Raw genomic sequence first — 15,776 nt, 5'->3', positions numbered from 1 at the left:
TCAGTTGATCAGAATTTGGGGAAGGGCGGTGCTTTGCATCGCCCTTTTTCGTTGCGGGTGGGGTCGGCCTAAATGAAGTAAAAACGGCGCCGCAGAGGGTGCTCTGCAACGCCGCAAGGAAGAACCGCTTGCGCCCGGGAAAAGGGAATGAAGGGCGCAGGCGATGTATGCGCTGGCTCTCGGACCCGAAATTGACCGACAGACCAGCATGCCCGTTTCACAGGCCAAGATATTGAATTGCGGCGTTAAAATACACGTCGCGCCAATATCTCGAATAGTCCCATGGCAAATGCCATCACTCACTAGACCCGTTCTGTATCGCGCATCTGGTTGACGTAGGGGAAGTACGGAAAACCCTACTCCGACCGGCCTTTGATCAGGAAAAACTGGTTTCGGGTCGCCATTTTGACGATCGCTTGCGCCGTGGTTTCGACACCCAAGGCATCGCGCACATTCCGCAGATGCTTTTCCACTGTCGCCACCGTGCGCCCGATCAACATGGCGATGTCAGCGGTGGTCTTGCCGTCCGCCACCAGTTCCAGAATCTCCAACTGCTTTGCAGTCAGGCGTTGCCCGTACCCAAGATAGGGACAATCGTCGATGCGCAGATGAGCAACTTTGACGAGGGCCTCGATCTCGGGGCCCTTTGCCTGCCACAAAGCGTCGATTTCAGCCTGAGTCATGGTGGTCGAGGACATGCCGATCCCGCCACCAGACCGGGCGGACAGAGTCGCAAAAGACACCGTATAGCCTGCTGTGATTCCGTATTCCGCATTTAGGGCCAGCAGGGTCTTTTGCTGTTCCGTGATCTCGCCCCGCGCCAGCGCCGCCGTTGTTTCGGTCCAACTGGCACTGCCCACATTGTGCGCGGACCACTGCACCGCTGGCGCATGAAGGTACATGTCGTTGGCCAGAAACTGGTCCATATAGGCTTGGGGCAGGTTGGTCAGGATCAGGGCGTCATCCAGATTGCCCAGGCTGTGATCTGTCCGAAACCGCGTGGCCGCGTAAAGGCAGCGGTCAAACCCATACTCCGCCAACATGCCCGTCAACAGCGGCCAAGCCGCGTCGATGGACGCCGCATCCATCATCGCATTCACCTTGGCCGCGAGATCGGTCATGCCTGCGCCAAGTGACCTGCCATGGCCCGCACGGCCAGCGGATAGCCAGCCACTCCAAGACCAGCGATCACGCCAAGGCACACCGGGGCCAGCATGGAATGGTGGCGAAAGGTCTCGCGGGCATGGACGTTGGACACATGCAGCTCGATCACCGGGATCTCGACACCCGAGATGGCGTCGCGCAGGGCGATGGACGTATGCGTGTAGGCCCCGGCGTTAAACACGATCCCATCCACCTGACCGCGCGCGCGATGCAGATCGTCCACCAACGCGCCTTCGTGATTGGATTGGAAAAAGCTGATCTCGATGCCCAGCTCGGATGCCTGCGCCCGGCACATGTCTTCTACATCCGACAGGGTGGTGTGGCCGTAAACCTCTGGCTGACGGGTGCCCAGCAGGTTCAGGTTCGGGCCATTGAGCACCCGGATATGCGGTTTGGTCATCGTTCAATCCCTTTTCGCTGACTGTGCCGCGAAGCTTTGTTCTATTTCAAGTCCTTATGCCGCGTTGCACGATGACGCGTCCAAGGCAGGGGTGGAACAGATACGCGGGAGCACGGCGCCGGTGATCCAACGGGACGCCTTGGACAACGCCCCAGACACATGGAAGATCGCAGAGCAGCGCGCAGCCTGCGTGGCGCTGTGTGAACAGAGAGCCCGAATGGCGCGGGGTGCATACAGACGCATCACGCGAATACGTTGGGATTACTGAGGCTTATCGTGTATAGTTCATCTATTGCATAGGTATTTAATTTACATAATACTGATTAACGGAATTTTAACGCCGGTTTCGGCGCGGACCGATCACATACGCCCTATCGCATTATATGCCTCTTGGTAGCGCGCGTGCGCCTCGGCGAAAGCAGCCGTCTGGTTTGCGTCCGGCGCGATCCGGCGCGCGATCTTTGGCGACGCCAATGCGTCCGCCTGCGCGCCGTCGGCCATCATGGCCAGTCGCGCCGCTCCAAAGGCTGCACCAGTCTCGCCACCCTCTGGCACGTCCACCGGCACGTTCAAGGCCGTCGCAATCGCCTGTAGCCAATAGTCGGACCGCGCGCCGCCGCCGACTGCCGTGACCGCGTCCAATTGCGTGCCTGTGGCCTGCATGGCCAACAGCGTGTCGCGGAAGGCAAAGGCGGATCCTTCCAGCACAGCGCGGGTTCCGGCCCTTCGGTCCGTGGCATGTTCAAGGCCAAGGAACGCGCCGCGCACGTGAGCATCGTTGTGGGGTGTCCGCTCTCCGCCCAAGTATGGCAGGAACAGCGTGCGGCCCGGTGCTTGCAGAGTGCCCAGGTCGCGTGTCAGAGTTGCAGGATCCGCGCCCACAAACCGTCCGTACCACGCCAGCGCATCACCGCAGGCCAAGATCACGCCCATCTGGTGCCATGTGTCCGGCAGAGCGTGACAAAAGGTGTGCAGCGCCGTATCCGCGTCCGGGGCATAGGTGGGCGTTGCGGCGAACAGCACGCCGGAGGTTCCAAGGGAGACGAACCCCTGCCCCGGCTGTGTGACCCCCATCCCGATGGCAGAGGCGGCGTTGTCACCGGCACCGCCCGCCACGGGAATACCGGCCGGCAGGCCCAGTTCCGCGGCCAGTTTTGGCCGTAAGGAGCCACTTACCTGCGTTCCCTCCACCAAATCCGGCATTTGCGTTCGGGTCAGGCCCGTAGCCGCCAGCATCTGATCTGACCACGTCCGCGCGCCCACGTCCAGCCACGCGGTGCCTGCGGCGTCGGACATCTCGGATACGTGGAAGCCTGTCAGCCACAGGCGCAGATAGTCCTTGGGCAGCAGCACCTTGGCGATCTGGGCGAAAACGGATGGTTCGTGATCGCTTACCCATTTCACCTTGGGTGCGGTGAAGCCCGGAAACACGATGTTTCCCGTGATCTTACGGGCGGTCTCGGTATCCATGGCGGCAGCTTGGGCATGGGCACGGGTGTCATTCCACAACAAACAGGGGAGCAGCACCCGATCGTCGGCCCCCAACAGTGTCGCCCCGTGCATCTGACCCGACAGACCGATGGCACGTACGCTGGACAGGTCGTGGTCGAGGGCGTTGATCGCGGCGCGGGTGGCGGTGATCCATGTGTCGGGGTCTTGCTCGCTCCACCCCGGTTGGGGGCGCTGGACGGTCAGAGGGGCCGTGGCAGATGCGACGACCCCCTGCCCTTCGGCCAGCACCACTTTGACCCCGGACGTGCCCAGATCAATGCCGAGGTACTGGGTCATGCTGGACCCCAACTACCCAAGCGCATACCCCGCGCCGCGCACCGTGCGGATCGGATCATCGACCGAGCCGGGGGCCCGAAGGGCCTTGCGCAGGCGACCCACGTGCACATCCACCGTCCGGGTGTCCACATAGACATCGCGGCCCCAAACACGGTCCAGCAGCTGATCCCGGGACCAAACGCGCCCCGGACGTTCCATGAAGACCACCAGCAAGCGAAACTCTGTCGGGCCCAGCTTGATCGCGGTGTCGCCACGCACGACCCGATGTTCGGTCAGGTCCACGCGGATGTCATCGTACTCGATCGTTTCAGCCACGGCGGCAGGTCTTGTGCGGCGCAGCTGGGTGCGGATGCGGGCCATAAGTTCGGGCACGGAGTACGGCTTGACCATGTAATCATCCGCACCCGTCTCCAGACCCCTGACGCGGTCCACCTCTTCGGAGCGGGCGGACAGCATGATCACCGGAACGGCACGGGTCGCGGGTTTGGATTTCAGACGGCGGCAGACCTCGATCCCCGACACTTCGGGCAGCATCCAGTCCAGCACGATCAGATCCGGCTCGTCCTCCGCCACCAGCTCCAGCGCGACGTCGCCTGCATCGGCGTTGATGGTGCGATAGCCCTCGGCCTCCAGGTTATAGAGCAGCAGTTCCCGTTGGGACGCCTCATCCTCGACCACAAGAACCAAGGGCGCAGACATGGGTTACTCCACCACCGGGGTCTGGGGCAAACGACTGATCTTTTCGCGATCCTCGTCCGGCATCTCGCCTGTGACCAGATAGATCACCTGTTCGGCAATCGCCGTGACATGGTCGCCCATGCGTTCCACATTCTTGGCCATGAAATGCAGATGCATGCATCCGGTGATGTTGCGCGGGTCTTCCATCATATGGGTCAGGTATTCGCGGAACAGGGTGTTGTAGATCCGGTCCACATCGGCGTCACGGTCACGCACGGAATGGGCCAGATCCACGTCGCGCTGGATGTAGGCATCCAGCACATCGCGCAGCATCGCCTCGACCTCGCGGGCCATGCGCTGGATCGCCTCGGGCGCGCCTTTGACCGTGGTGTGATCGTCCAACAGGGACACCCGCTTGGCCACGTTCTTGGCATAATCGCCAATCCGTTCCAGATTGCCCGCGATGCGAAAGACCGACAGCACCGTGCGCAGATCCCCCGCGGTGGGCGCGCGCAGGGCGATGACCCGGGCTGCGGCCTCGTTGACTTGCTCTTCCAGCGCGTCGATGACTTTGTCCCCGTTTCGGACGGTGTTCACAAGGTCCAGATCGTTGGTCACAAAGGCATGGAACGACTGGTCGATGGCGTGTTCCACCAAGCCGCCCATCTTCATGATCATGGCCTGGATGCCTTCGAGATCGCGGTCAAACGCGCTGGAGATATGGGTGCTGTCGATCATTAGCCAATCCGCCCGGTGATATAGGATTCCGTGCGCGGATCCTCTGGGTTGGTGAAAATCTTGTCCGTTTCGCCGTATTCCACAAGGTTGCCGAGGTGGAAGAAGGCGGTCTTTTGGCTGACCCGCGCGGCCTGTTGCATGGAGTGGGTGACGATCACCACCGAAAAGCGCGAGCGCAGGTCGTCGATCAACTCCTCAACCTGAGCCGTTGCGATGGGATCAAGGGCCGAGCACGGCTCGTCCATCAACAGGACCTCGGGGTTGGTGGCAACGGCGCGGGCGATGCACAGGCGCTGTTGCTGGCCCCCGGACAGGCCGGTGCCCGGCGCGTTCAGGCGGTCCTTTACCTCGCCCCACAGGGCGGCGCGCTTCAGGGACATCTCGACAATTTCGTCCAGTTCCGCCTTGTTGCGGGACAGCCCATGGATCTTGGGGCCATAGGCCACGTTGTCGTAGATCGACTTGGGGAACGGGTTGGGTTTCTGGAACACCATCCCCACCTTGGCGCGCAGCTGCACGGGGTCCACGCGGGGATCGTAGATATCCTCGCCGTCCAGATGGATATCGCCCGTCACCCGGCACACGTCGATGGTGTCGTTCATCCGGTTCAGGCAGCGCAGGAAGGTGGACTTGCCGCAGCCCGAGGGCCCGATGAACGCGGTCACGGTGTTGTCGAGGATATCCACATCCACGTCCTTGATGGCGTGGTTGTCGCCGTAGTGGACCTGCACGCCCTTGGCGGCGATCTTGATCTGGTCGGTGGTCACGGCACTCTCCATTTGAAGGTCATACATCTGTTTAGCCCCTTACCAGCGGCGTTCAAAGCGGCGGCGCAACAAAATCGCGGCCAGGTTCATGGCAAACAGGAACACCAGCAGCACGATGATCGCGCCCGAGGCCCGCTCGACAAAGGCAGGGTCCGACCGCTGGGTCCAGTTAAAGATCTGCACCGGCAGCGCGCTGGCGGGATCAAAGAACCCGTCCGGCAGGCCGCCGGGGTATTCGCGTACAAAGGCCACCATCCCGATCAGCAGCAGGGGCGCGGTTTCCCCAAGGGCCTGGGCCAGGCCGATGATCGTGCCCGTCAGGATACCGGGGGCGGCCAAGGGCAGGACGTGGTGGAACACCGATTGCATCTTGGACGCGCCCAGCCCCAGGGCGGCATCCCGGATACTGGGGGGCACCGATTTCAACGAGGCCCGTGTGGCGATGATGATCGTGGGCAGAGTCATCAGGGTCAGGACCAGCCCGCCGACGATGGGCGCAGACTGGGGCAGCCCCGCCACGTTGATAAAGATCGCCAGACCCAGAATGCCGAACACGATAGAGGGCACAGCGGCCAGGTTCGAGATGTTCACCTCGATCAGGTCGGTCCAGCGGTTCTTGGGGGCGAATTCCTCCAGGTAGATCGAGGCCGCGACCCCGATGGGCAGGGCCAGACACAGGACCACCAGCATCATGTAAAGCGACCCCATGATGGCCACGCCCAGTCCCGCCGCCTCTGGCCGCTGGCCGGAGGCATCGGCGCCGGTGATGAAGTCCCAGTTGAACGACGTCTCCATCAAGCCCGCGTCGGTCAGTTGATCCGACAGGACCAGTTGCTCGGGGCTGATGTTCTTGTCCAGCGCGGCACTTTCCATGGTCACGCGGCCTTTGACGTAACCGTCCACCCGGCCATGGGCCAGAACCGTAATGTCGATCGTACTGCCAAGGACTTGCGGATTGGCCAGCACGAAATCACGCAGCTGCGCCGGCGCGTCCTTCGAGATCAGGCCGCTGATATCGCGCGCATTCAAGTCCGTCTCGACCCCGGCGGCGGCAATGCTCTCGGCCAGGGCGTCGCGGATCAGGGGGGCGTAGCCAAAGGTCGTGACCTTCTTCATCGCCTCGATGTCGCGCACGCCCGAAGGGTCCAGCCGATCCTCGGGCAGCGTCACCTGAAAGGTGATCTTGGTCTGCATGAAGGCTGATGCGCCGTTCATCACGATGGATGTCAGCAGCATGACCAGCGCCAGCATCCCGATCACGATGGCCGTCAGCCCATAGGCGCGGAACCGCTTTTCGGCGGCATTGCGGCGCTTGGTGTTGGCGTCCTCGGTCAGGATCGAGGTTTTGGGCGCATTTGCGGTAAGGTCGGTCATTCGTACTGCTCCCGATATGTGTGCACGATGTAGAGGGCCAGAACGTTCAGCCCCAGTGTGATGACGAACAGGGTCAGGCCAAGGGCAAAGGCCACCAGCGTTTCGGGGGCGGCGAAATCCGTATCCCCGGTCAGCTGGCTGACGATCTTGACGGTGACGGTGGTCATCGCCTCAAACGGGTTCAGGTCCAGCCGGGCGGCGGCCCCTGCCCCCAACACCACGATCATCGTTTCCCCGATGGCGCGAGAGGCGGCCAGCAGGATCGCGCCCACGATGCCGGGCAAGGCCGCTGGAATGACCACTTGGCGGATGGTTTCCGATTGCGTCGCCCCCAACCCCAGCGACCCGTCCCGCATGGCCTGTGGCACGGCGTTGATAATGTCGTCGGACAGGCTGGACACAAAGGGGATCAGCATGATGCCCATGACCAGCCCCGCCGTCATGACAGAGCTGGAGCTGTCGCCCAGGCCCATGGGCTGCGCGAAATAGTCCCGCAGCAAGGGGCCCACGGTGATCAAGGCAAACAGACCGTAGACGATGGTGGGGATACCGGCCAAGACTTCGATCATCGGCTTGGCAACGGACCGCATGCGCGGCCCGGCGTATTCCGACAGGTATATGGCTGCGAACAGACCCACGGGGACCGCGACGAGAAGGGCGATGAAGGACACATACAGGGTGCCCCACAGCAGAGGCAGGATCCCCAACTCCGACCCGCCGCCGCGCCCCGAAAAGCTGGGCGACCACGTGGCCGAAAAGAAGAAGTCCCGCCAGTCGTATTGAGAAAAGAAGTTGCGGGTCTCGAACAGCATGGACAGCACGATGCCCACAGTCGTCAGGATGGCGATGGAAGCGGCGGCAATCAGCAGGGCCTTCACCCCGGCTTCGACGGCGTTGCGTGCGCGGAAATCCTTGCGTGCGGACCACACGCCGTACATCGCCCCGACCACCGCCACGGCCAGCACGGCGACCCACATCAACGCGGCCCCCCACACGCTGGCCGCCCGATAGGCGCGGGCCGTGTCCAGCACCGCCGGGGACACCTCGTCCCCAAGGGCCACGCCCACCTGCCCCAGAACAGCGCGCAGGTCGGTGGCATCCAGATCCATGGCATCCACTGCCGCTTCGTCCAACGCGCCTTGCGTCACGGCGGCAGACAGGCCATCGGCCACCCGGCGCACGTCGGACATGACAAGACTGCGGGTGCTGCCCTCGGCGATGGCATCGGCGGGGATCAGACCGGCATAGCGGTTCTCAAGGACCACGGGTTGGGCCACCAGCCAAACCGCCATCACGGCAAGGGCGGGCACAAGACCGGCCAGCGCCCCGAACATGCCGTAGGCATGGGGCAGCGAATGCAGATCCCGCAGGTCCCCATTGACAGAGGCCATGGCCCGCTGCCGTGCCAAGAAATAGGCAACGGCGGACAGGGCAGCAAGCAAAGCAAAAAGCCAAAGTAGCGGCATGGACCTCTCCCACAATGGCGCCCCCGCGTGGATGCGGAGGCGCGGGGGCATAATCGCCCCAGTGTGTTGGTGCAAGCCGGGGCTTACATCGTTTCTTCGTTCTCGATCTTGGCTTGGGTCTCTGCCAATTCCGGATCAGCGACCAACCCGTAATCTGCCAGCGGCCCGAAGGGACCCGCAATATCATCCATCATGAAGAAGGATGCATATTCCTTCAAGCCCGGGATCACGCCGATGTGGGCCTTCTTGATGTAGAAGTACAGCGGACGGGACACGGGGTATTCCCCGGTCGAGATCGTCTCGGTCGAGGGGGCCACGCCAGACATGGTCGCAACCTTCAGCTTGTCGGTATTGTTCTCGTAGAACGCCAGGCCAAAGACACCCACGCCGTTGGGGTTCGCGTCGATCCGGGCCAGCGTTTCGGTGTAGTCACCGTCGATGTCCACGGATTTACCGTCGGTGCGCACCTCAAGGCAGGCATCCTCTGCGTCATCCTCGGACATGCCGGCATCCATCATGGCTTGGAACGCACCGGTGGCTTCGCAACCAGCGGCGATCACCTTTTCTTCGAACACTTCACGGGTGCCGTGCTTGGTGCCGGGGATAAAGGCCAGGATATCGGCCGCAGGCAAATCAGCGTTGAAATCCACCCACTGCTGGTGGGGGTTGTCCACCAACGCGCCGTCCACCATGACCTTGGGGGCCAGGGCGTTGAACAGGTCCGATGGGGTGAAGGCGGTGAAGGCCGGGCCGTCGATCTGGCTGGCAAAGACGATGCCGTCATAGCCGATGCGCACTTCGATGATGTCGGTCACGCCGTTCTCGGCACAGACAGCCCGTTCGCTGTCGCGGATCGCGCGCGAGGCGTTGGCGATATCCACGGTGCTTTCGCCCAGGCCTTCGCAGAACCGCTTGAGCCCGGCCGAAGAGCCGCCCGATTCCACAACCGGTGTCGGGAAGTCGAAGTTTTCACCGAAGGCTTCGGCAACGATGGTCGCATAGGGCAGCACGGTGGACGAACCGGCCACTTGGACCTGATCGCGGGCCGTTGCAGCGGTGGACATGGCAGCCAACGCCAAAGCGGATACGGAGATTTTCGAGAGAGACATGGACAGCTCCTTTGGTCCCTTGGTTTAGATCGTGTGGCGGGGAAGCCCCGCTCGGCGTCACACCTAGGCGGCTTTCGCTGGGGTTTTGTGACAGTTATATTGCAGTTTTATGACAATCGGGCACGCCCGCCCGAAAAACTAGCCGCGCGGCAGGATCACACTGAAAACACTGCCTTTTCCGGGGACGCTGTCTAGCGTCATATACCCCCGGTGGCGCTGTGCGATGTGTTTGACGATGGCCAGACCCAACCCTGTGCCCGCCGTGGCGCGGTTTCTGTGACTGTCCACCCGATAGAATCGCTCGGTCAGGCGCGGCAAATGCAGCGGGTCGATGCCCGGCCCGTTGTCCGCCACATCAAGCCGCCATGCGGGCCCGCGCAGGCGGGCATCCTTCGGCAGGTCCGTGACTGTGATCGTAACCTTGCCGTCCTGTACCATACCGGCCCCGTATTTGATGGCGTTCTCGATCAGGTTCGTCACCACTTGGGTCAGTTGATCCGCATCCCCGGTCAGGGGGGCGTGATCGGGCGTGGTGAGCGCCAGCGCAACCTGCGCGCCCTCGGCCACAGGATCCAAAATCGACACCGCCGCCGCGATGATCGGCACCAGATCCACGACCTGCGTGGGCCGCGACCTGCCCTGCGCCTCGACCCGGGACAGGGACAGCAGATCCGTGACAAGCCGGTCCATCCGCTGCGCCTCGCGCGCCATAAGATCCAGAAATCGGGCCTGCGCCGCGCTGTCGTCGCGTGCGGGGCCGCGCAGGGTGTCGATAAACCCCATCAGCGCGGTCAGGGGCGTCTTGAGTTCATGGCTGACGTTGGCCACAAAATCCCGGCGCTGCGACGCGGCCTCGGACACGTGGCCCACAAATTCGAACGACAAAACGATCCAAGGGCCTCCCGGATCCGGGCGCATGGGCTGCACGCTGACCCGGTATTCAGTGACAAGGCCCACCTCTGCGTGGCGATAGCTCGCCCCTTGGGCGCTGCCTGTTTCAACGACACGCTCGATCGCGTCCAACAGCCCCGGCTGGCGCAAAACGGCGACAAAAGACCGACTCAGCACCCATTCTCCGAAGATTGCCCGGGCCGGCGCATTTGCAACCGCTATGCGCCCTGCCCCGTCCAGCACCACAACCGGGGCGGGTAAAGCCTCTGCCAAAGTGCCGAATTCATCCATGACTGCCCCGAAATCCACCGATAATCGTTGCTTACACACCCGGCAACAGGCACCTTATAGCGGTAACCCCAAGGACGGGAAACCGTCGGGATTTTTGGTGATCAACATGACAGGCCGAGACACGATCAAAGTGTCAGATGGCGTTATACCCCCCGACGGACGCGTTCTGGCAGTGGGGCTGAACTCAGATCTGCAACGGGCGCTTTACGCCTCTGCCTTGTCGGCGGGGCGTGTTGTGGCGACATATGAACGGTTCAGCCATCTGCGGGCAGAGGATTTGGCCAACAGCGAGATCATGGTCACGCCTGTCATCGCCCCCGATTTCGACGCCATGGAGATCGCCGCCTATCTGACGGACGTGGGCTATACCGGCACCTACGTCGCCGTCAGCTTTGCCCCCCTCGCGGCAAATGTGGTGACGGGCGACATCCGCACCGTGGCCCCGGACCTTGCGCTGGATGTCAAGGTCCTGCGCCCCGCCGCCGGTGTCCGCTACAGCTAGACGGCAGCAAGGCCTTGATCGAAGTCAGCGATCAGGGTCTCGATCGGCTCCACCCCTACCGAGACGCGAAAGAACCCGTCCGTAATGCCAATGGCCGCGCGCCCCTCGGGCGTCAGCGCCCGGTGCGACGACGAGGGCGGGTGCGACAGGGTCGTACCCACATCGCCCAAGGTGGGCGCGAAGGCCAGTTGCGGGGCCGCGCGCACAAAGGCGTTGGCCTGCGCCTCGCCCCCCTTCAGGGCAAAGCTGACCATGTTGCCCCACCGCCCGTTCAAAACGCTGGCCGCCCGGTTGTGATCGGGGTGATCGGCGCGCCCGGGGTACAGGACCTGGGCCACCTTGTCGCTGGCGGCGATGTGATCGGCAAGGATGGCGGCGTTCGCCTCGGCCCGGTCATAGCGCAGATCAAAGGTGTAAAGGCCCCGTTCTGCCAGCCAACATTCCTGCGGGCTGGGGGTGAAGCCCACGGTGACGGAATAATCGTAGATCGCCTTGGCCTGCCCCGGATCGCGCGCCAGCACATAGCCCAGGGTCACGTCCGAATGGCCCGCCAACAGCTTGGTCACGGAATGGATCACGATGTCCGCCCCGCGCGCGTAGGCAGGATAGCCGATGGGCGTGGTAAAGGTGTTGTCCACCACCAGCGTGATGCCGCGTGCGTGGGCCAGCGCCGTGATCCCCTCCATATCCGCGATGCGCAGGGTGGGGTTGCTGACGGCCTCGATCAGGATCAGCTTGGTGTTGGGCTGGATCGCCGCCGCAAAGGCCGCCGCATCCGTGGGGTCCGCAAGGGTCGCAGTGATGCCGAAACGCGGCAGGTCCTGGGTCAGCATCCGCAGGGACCGCCCATAGAGCTGATCGCCCGCCACGATATGATCGTCCGACCCCAGCAACCCTTGCAGGGTTGCGGCCACGGCGGCCATGCCACTGCCCAGCACCAGACCGCCCTGCCCGCCTTCCAGCATGTCGATCTTCTGCGCCAGCAGTTGCGCGTTCGGATGCCCTTCGCGCGCGTAGGTATATCCCGTGGCGCGGCCTTCGTATTGCGCGTGCAGGGTGTCGATGTCGGGGCTGGCATAGACCACCGACGGCTGGATCGGCGTGACCACGGGGCGGGACACCGACCCGGGCAGGGCCGCTCGGCGGATGATGTTGGGGCGAGGCGTTTGCTGGGTCATGTGCGCACCGTTCCGTTGCCCCGTACGAGGTATTTAAAGCTGGTCAATTGTTCTGCCCCCACGGGGCCGCGCGCGTGCATCTTGCCCGTGGCGATGCCGATTTCCGCGCCCATGCCGAACTCTCCGCCGTCTGCAAACTGGGTCGAGGCGTTGTGCATCAGGATGGCTGAATCGAGTTGCGCGAAAAAGGCGGCCACTGCGCCCTCGTCCTCGGCGATGATGCAATCGGTGTGCTGGCTGTGGTGCTGGCGAATGTGGGCGATGGCAGCGTCTTCGTCCGCGACGACGCGCGCGGCCATGATCATGTCCAGATATTCGGTGCCCCAGTCGTCCTTGGTGGCAGGCACCACACCTGGCACCCCTTGCACGGCCGCATCCCCGCGCACCTCGACCCCGGCGTCCACAAGGGCACGGATCACGCCTTGGCCGATGGTGTCCATGACGTCCCCGTGGATCAGCAGACATTCAAGCGAGCCGCAAATCCCCGTGCGCCGGGTCTTGGCGTTCAGGATCACTTTCAGGGCCTTTTCCGGGTCGGCGGATTTATCCACATAGATGTGCACAATCCCTTCGAGGTGGGCGAAGACGGGCACCCGCGCCTCGCGCTGGACCAGACCCACCAGACCCTTGCCCCCGCGCGGCACGATAACGTCGATGTGGTCCGTGGCGGTCAGCATGGCGGCCACGGCGGCGCGGTCGCGGGTGGGGACCCGTTGGATCGCATCCGCAGGCAGGCCCGCGCTTTGCAAACCCTGCACAAGGCAGGAGTGGATCGCGGCGCTGGAGTTGAAGGATTCCGACCCGCCGCGCAGGATCACGGCGTTCCCGGCCTTCAGGCACAGGGCCCCGGCGTCGGCGGTGACATTGGGGCGGGATTCGTAGATCACACCGATGACCCCAAGGGGGGTCGCCACCCGCTGGATCGACAGGCCGCTGGGGCGGTCCCATTCGGCCAGCACCCGGCCCACGGGGTCCGCCTGTTCGGCCACGGCACGCAGACCGTCGACGATGCCACGCACCCGGTCCTCGTCCAGCATCAGGCGGTCCAGCATGGCGTCCGACAGGCCCTTGTCGCGCCCGAATTCCATGTCCAACGCGTTGGCGGCGATGATATCGGCGCGTTTGGCCCAGACAGCCTCGGCCGCGCCGATCAGGGCGGCGTGCTTGCGTTCGGCGCTGGCGGTGGCCAGCTGTGTACTGGCCGCCCGGGCGCGCGCGCCGATATCGGCCATCATGGTCTGGATGTCAGTCATATCAAATCCTCAAAGCGCCATGTCGTCCCGGTGCACCATAGCGGCGCGGCCCGGATAGCCAAGCAAGTCTGCAATATCGCCACTTTGCGCGCCCTTGATCTTGCGCGCCTCGGTGGCGGTGTAACGGGTCAGGCCCTGGGCCATGGCCATACCGTCCGGCCCCTCGATGACCACCGGCTCGCCCCGGCCAAAGGTGCCGCCCACAAAGGTCACACCGGCCGGCAGAAGGGAGTTCCCGGCGCGCAAGGCCGCCGCCGCGCCTGCGTCAATCGCGATGGTGCCCTTGGGTTTCATCGCCGCGATCCAGCGTTTGCGGGCGGCCTGGGGATCATCCTTGGGCAGGAACCACGTGGCACGTGCGCCATCCTCCAGCGCGCGGATCGGACCGGGCACAGCGCCTTGGGCAATCGCCATGGCGCATCCTGCGTCCATGGCGGTGCGGGCGGCCATCAGCTTGGTAATCATGCCGCCCTTGGACAGCCCGCTGACCCCTTCGCCCGCCATGGCGGCGATCTCGGGCGTGATCTCGGCCACGGTGTCCAGGTGACGGGCGGCGGGGTCGGTGTGGGGGTTGGCGCTGTACAGGCCATCCACGTCCGACAGCAGGATCAACTGATCCGCCCCCGCCATCACTGCGACCTGTGCGGCCAGACGGTCGTTGTCGCCGAACCGGATTTCATCCGTGGCGATGGTGTCGTTTTCGTTGACGATGGGCACGGTTCCAAGGGCCAACAGGGCCGCAAGGGTTGCGCGGGAATTCAGGTATCGCCGCCGGTCCGTGCTGTCCTCGGAGGTGACAAGCACCTGCGCCGCCGTCAGGCCCAGGGGGGCCAGCACCTGTTGGTACGCCTGGGCCAACTGGATCTGCCCCACGGCAGCCGCCGCCTGGGAATGTTCCAGCGACAGGTCCGTGCCCGGCAGGTCCAGCACCCGCCGCCCAAGGGCGATGGAACCCGAGGACACCAGCACAACCCCCGCCCCGCGCGCGCGCAAGTGGGCCACATCGGCGGCAAGGCTTTGCAGCCAGTCCGTGCGCAAGCGGCCGCTGACCCGGTCCACCAACAGGGCCGAGCCGATTTTGATCACGATCAGCTGGGCGTCGGCGATGCGCGGCGTCAGACCGGAGACCACGGTTGGGCCTCCTCCTGGGGTTTGTGGCGCAGGCGGTCCGCGTCGATCTCACCGCGCAGGGCGCGCAGCACATCGACGGTGCCTTCCTTGGATGCGCCGGACATGGTCATCACGGGGCCGCCCACTGCGGCCTCCAACTCTGCCAGTTTTTCCGCACGCTCGTCGTCCATCAGGGCGTCGATCTTGTTGAGGACCGTCACGCGGGTCTTGTTCGCCAGACCGCCGCCGTACATCTCCAACTCGTGGATGATGGTGCGGTAGTCCCCGGCGACGTCCGGGCTGGTCCCGTCCACAAGGTGCAGTAGCACCGCGCAGCGTTCCACGTGGCCCAGAAACCGGTCCCCGATGCCGCGCCCCTCGTGGGCGCCTTCGATCAGGCCGGGGATATCGGCCACCACGAATTCCACATTGTCCACACCCACAACGCCCAGGTTCGGCACAAGGGTGGTGAACGGATAATCCGCCACCTTGGGCCGCGCGTTGGACGTGGCGGCCAGAAAGGTGGATTTGCCCGCGTTGGGCAGGCCCAACAGGCCCACATCCGCAATCAGTTTCAGGCGCAGCCAGATGGTGCGCTCAATGGCGGGCTGGCCCGGGTTGGCGCGGCGCGGTGCCTGGTTGGTGGAGGATTTGAAATGCAGGTTGCCAAAGCCGCCGTTGCCGCCCTTGGCCAGCGTCACCCGTTGGCCCACCTCCGTGAGGTCGGCCAGAACGGTTTCCTCGTCCTCGTCCAGGATCTCTGTCCCCACGGGGACACGCAGGACCATGGTGTCCCCATCGGCCCCCGTCCGCTGTCGGCCCATGCCGGGGACGCCGTTCTTGGCAAAGAAGTGCTGTTGGTAGCGAAAGTCGATCAGGGTGTTCAGCCCCTCGACCGCCTCGGCCACCACATCGCCCCCCGGCCCCCGTCGCCGCCATCGGGGCCACCGTGTTCAATATACTTCTCGCGCCGGAACGAGATGCAGCCGTTGCCGCCCGCGCCGGAGCGGATGTAGACCTTGGCAAGATCGAGGAACTTCATGGCGTGTCGACTTTCGTGGTTTCGG

The 15,776-nt window shown here is 64.0% G+C and carries 14 protein-coding genes and 1 pseudogene; 1 reads left to right on the top strand and 14 read right to left on the bottom strand.

The annotated features are described in order from the left end of the window. Positions 1-356: 356 nt before the first annotated feature. From ACZ1G0_RS08425 to ACZ1G0_RS08380, 10 genes are all read right to left on the bottom strand, one after another. Positions 357-1,121 (bottom strand): LuxR family transcriptional regulator, encoded by a 765-nt coding sequence (locus tag ACZ1G0_RS08425; protein ID WP_472736532.1) that lies wholly within the window; start codon positions 1,119-1,121, stop codon positions 357-359. Beyond that, entirely contained in the window at positions 1,118-1,564 is a 447-nt protein-coding gene (gene aroQ, locus ACZ1G0_RS08420; RefSeq protein WP_472736531.1) for a type II 3-dehydroquinate dehydratase, read from the bottom strand. Before aroQ ends, ACZ1G0_RS08425 begins: the two co-directional genes overlap by 4 nt. A gap of 360 nt (positions 1,565-1,924) precedes the next feature. Further along, on the bottom strand, positions 1,925-3,352 hold the full coding sequence (xylB, locus tag ACZ1G0_RS08415; protein WP_472736530.1) for a xylulokinase: 1,428 nt from the start codon (positions 3,350-3,352) through the stop codon (positions 1,925-1,927). Between the two features lie 12 nt (positions 3,353-3,364). Then, entirely contained in the window at positions 3,365-4,051 is a 687-nt protein-coding gene (phoB, locus tag ACZ1G0_RS08410; RefSeq protein WP_472736529.1) for a phosphate regulon transcriptional regulator PhoB, read from the bottom strand. Between the two features lie 3 nt (positions 4,052-4,054). After that, a complete protein-coding gene (gene phoU / locus ACZ1G0_RS08405; protein ID WP_472737785.1) occupies positions 4,055-4,765 on the bottom strand; it encodes a phosphate signaling complex protein PhoU in 711 nt (236 codons plus the stop codon). Positions 4,766-4,767: 2 nt separating this feature from the next. Further along, the gene (gene pstB / locus ACZ1G0_RS08400) at positions 4,768-5,562 is read right to left on the bottom strand and encodes a phosphate ABC transporter ATP-binding protein PstB (RefSeq protein WP_472736528.1); all 795 of its coding nucleotides are present in this window, start codon (positions 5,560-5,562) and stop codon (positions 4,768-4,770) included. Between the two features lie 12 nt (positions 5,563-5,574). Beyond that, complete coding sequence (pstA, locus tag ACZ1G0_RS08395; protein ID WP_472736527.1) at positions 5,575-6,909, bottom strand: phosphate ABC transporter permease PstA; 1,335 nt, start codon at positions 6,907-6,909, stop codon at positions 5,575-5,577. Beyond that, positions 6,906-8,375 carry a phosphate ABC transporter permease subunit PstC gene (gene pstC, locus ACZ1G0_RS08390; protein WP_472736526.1) on the bottom strand — a complete coding sequence of 490 codons (1,470 nt, stop codon included), beginning with the start codon at positions 8,373-8,375 and terminating at the stop codon, positions 6,906-6,908. The genes pstA and pstC overlap by 4 nt, the downstream gene beginning before the upstream one ends. Before the next feature lie 83 nt (positions 8,376-8,458). Continuing rightward, on the bottom strand, positions 8,459-9,484 hold the full coding sequence (locus tag ACZ1G0_RS08385; RefSeq protein WP_472736525.1) for a substrate-binding domain-containing protein: 1,026 nt from the start codon (positions 9,482-9,484) through the stop codon (positions 8,459-8,461). 138 nt (positions 9,485-9,622) lie between these two features. Next, complete coding sequence (locus tag ACZ1G0_RS08380) at positions 9,623-10,666, bottom strand: ATP-binding protein (protein WP_472736524.1); 1,044 nt, start codon at positions 10,664-10,666, stop codon at positions 9,623-9,625. Between the two features lie 106 nt (positions 10,667-10,772). Here ACZ1G0_RS08380 and ACZ1G0_RS08375 point away from each other — a divergent pair, with 106 nt between their 5' ends. Then, positions 10,773-11,168 (top strand): hypothetical protein, encoded by a 396-nt coding sequence (locus ACZ1G0_RS08375; protein WP_472736523.1) that lies wholly within the window; start codon positions 10,773-10,775, stop codon positions 11,166-11,168. Here ACZ1G0_RS08375 and ACZ1G0_RS08370 read toward each other — a convergent pair. From ACZ1G0_RS08370 to obgE, 4 genes and pseudogenes are all read right to left on the bottom strand, one after another. Further along, positions 11,165-12,346: a trans-sulfuration enzyme family protein gene (locus ACZ1G0_RS08370; protein WP_472736522.1), complete on the bottom strand. Its 1,182-nt coding sequence runs from the start codon at positions 12,344-12,346 to the stop codon at positions 11,165-11,167. The genes ACZ1G0_RS08375 and ACZ1G0_RS08370 overlap by 4 nt on opposite strands. After that, positions 12,343-13,599: a glutamate-5-semialdehyde dehydrogenase gene (locus tag ACZ1G0_RS08365; protein WP_472736521.1), complete on the bottom strand. Its 1,257-nt coding sequence runs from the start codon at positions 13,597-13,599 to the stop codon at positions 12,343-12,345. Before ACZ1G0_RS08365 ends, ACZ1G0_RS08370 begins: the two co-directional genes overlap by 4 nt. Positions 13,600-13,608: 9 nt before the next feature. After that, entirely contained in the window at positions 13,609-14,718 is a 1,110-nt protein-coding gene (proB, locus tag ACZ1G0_RS08360; protein ID WP_472737784.1) for a glutamate 5-kinase, read from the bottom strand. Next, a pseudogene (gene obgE / locus ACZ1G0_RS08355) lies at positions 14,715-15,751 on the bottom strand (GTPase ObgE). The gene proB and the pseudogene obgE overlap by 4 nt, the downstream one beginning before the upstream one ends. Between the last annotated feature and the right edge of the window lie 25 nt (positions 15,752-15,776).

Source organism: Thalassobacter sp. HA4-2 (assembly GCF_055693705.1).
This window is presented reverse-complemented; position numbering and strand designations above follow the sequence as displayed.

What these genes read in the sequence shown, in the direction of transcription:
- ACZ1G0_RS08425 (WP_472736532.1), bottom strand. Translation starts at nt 1,121, where the DNA reads ATGACCGATCTCGCGGCCAAGGTGAATGCGATGATGGATGCGGCGTCC.
- aroQ (WP_472736531.1), bottom strand. Translation starts at nt 1,564, where the DNA reads ATGACCAAACCGCATATCCGGGTGCTCAATGGCCCGAACCTGAACCTG.
- xylB (WP_472736530.1), bottom strand. Translation starts at nt 3,352, where the DNA reads ATGACCCAGTACCTCGGCATTGATCTGGGCACGTCCGGGGTCAAAGTG.
- phoB (WP_472736529.1), bottom strand. Translation starts at nt 4,051, where the DNA reads ATGTCTGCGCCCTTGGTTCTTGTGGTCGAGGATGAGGCGTCCCAACGG.
- pstB (WP_472736528.1), bottom strand. Translation starts at nt 5,562, where the DNA reads ATGTATGACCTTCAAATGGAGAGTGCCGTGACCACCGACCAGATCAAG.
- pstA (WP_472736527.1), bottom strand. Translation starts at nt 6,909, where the DNA reads ATGACCGACCTTACCGCAAATGCGCCCAAAACCTCGATCCTGACCGAG.
- pstC (WP_472736526.1), bottom strand. Translation starts at nt 8,375, where the DNA reads ATGCCGCTACTTTGGCTTTTTGCTTTGCTTGCTGCCCTGTCCGCCGTT.
- ACZ1G0_RS08385 (WP_472736525.1), bottom strand. Translation starts at nt 9,484, where the DNA reads ATGTCTCTCTCGAAAATCTCCGTATCCGCTTTGGCGTTGGCTGCCATG.
- ACZ1G0_RS08380 (WP_472736524.1), bottom strand. Translation starts at nt 10,666, where the DNA reads ATGGATGAATTCGGCACTTTGGCAGAGGCTTTACCCGCCCCGGTTGTG.
- ACZ1G0_RS08375 (WP_472736523.1), top strand. Translation starts at nt 10,773, where the DNA reads ATGACAGGCCGAGACACGATCAAAGTGTCAGATGGCGTTATACCCCCC.
- ACZ1G0_RS08370 (WP_472736522.1), bottom strand. Translation starts at nt 12,346, where the DNA reads ATGACCCAGCAAACGCCTCGCCCCAACATCATCCGCCGAGCGGCCCTG.
- ACZ1G0_RS08365 (WP_472736521.1), bottom strand. Translation starts at nt 13,599, where the DNA reads ATGACTGACATCCAGACCATGATGGCCGATATCGGCGCGCGCGCCCGG.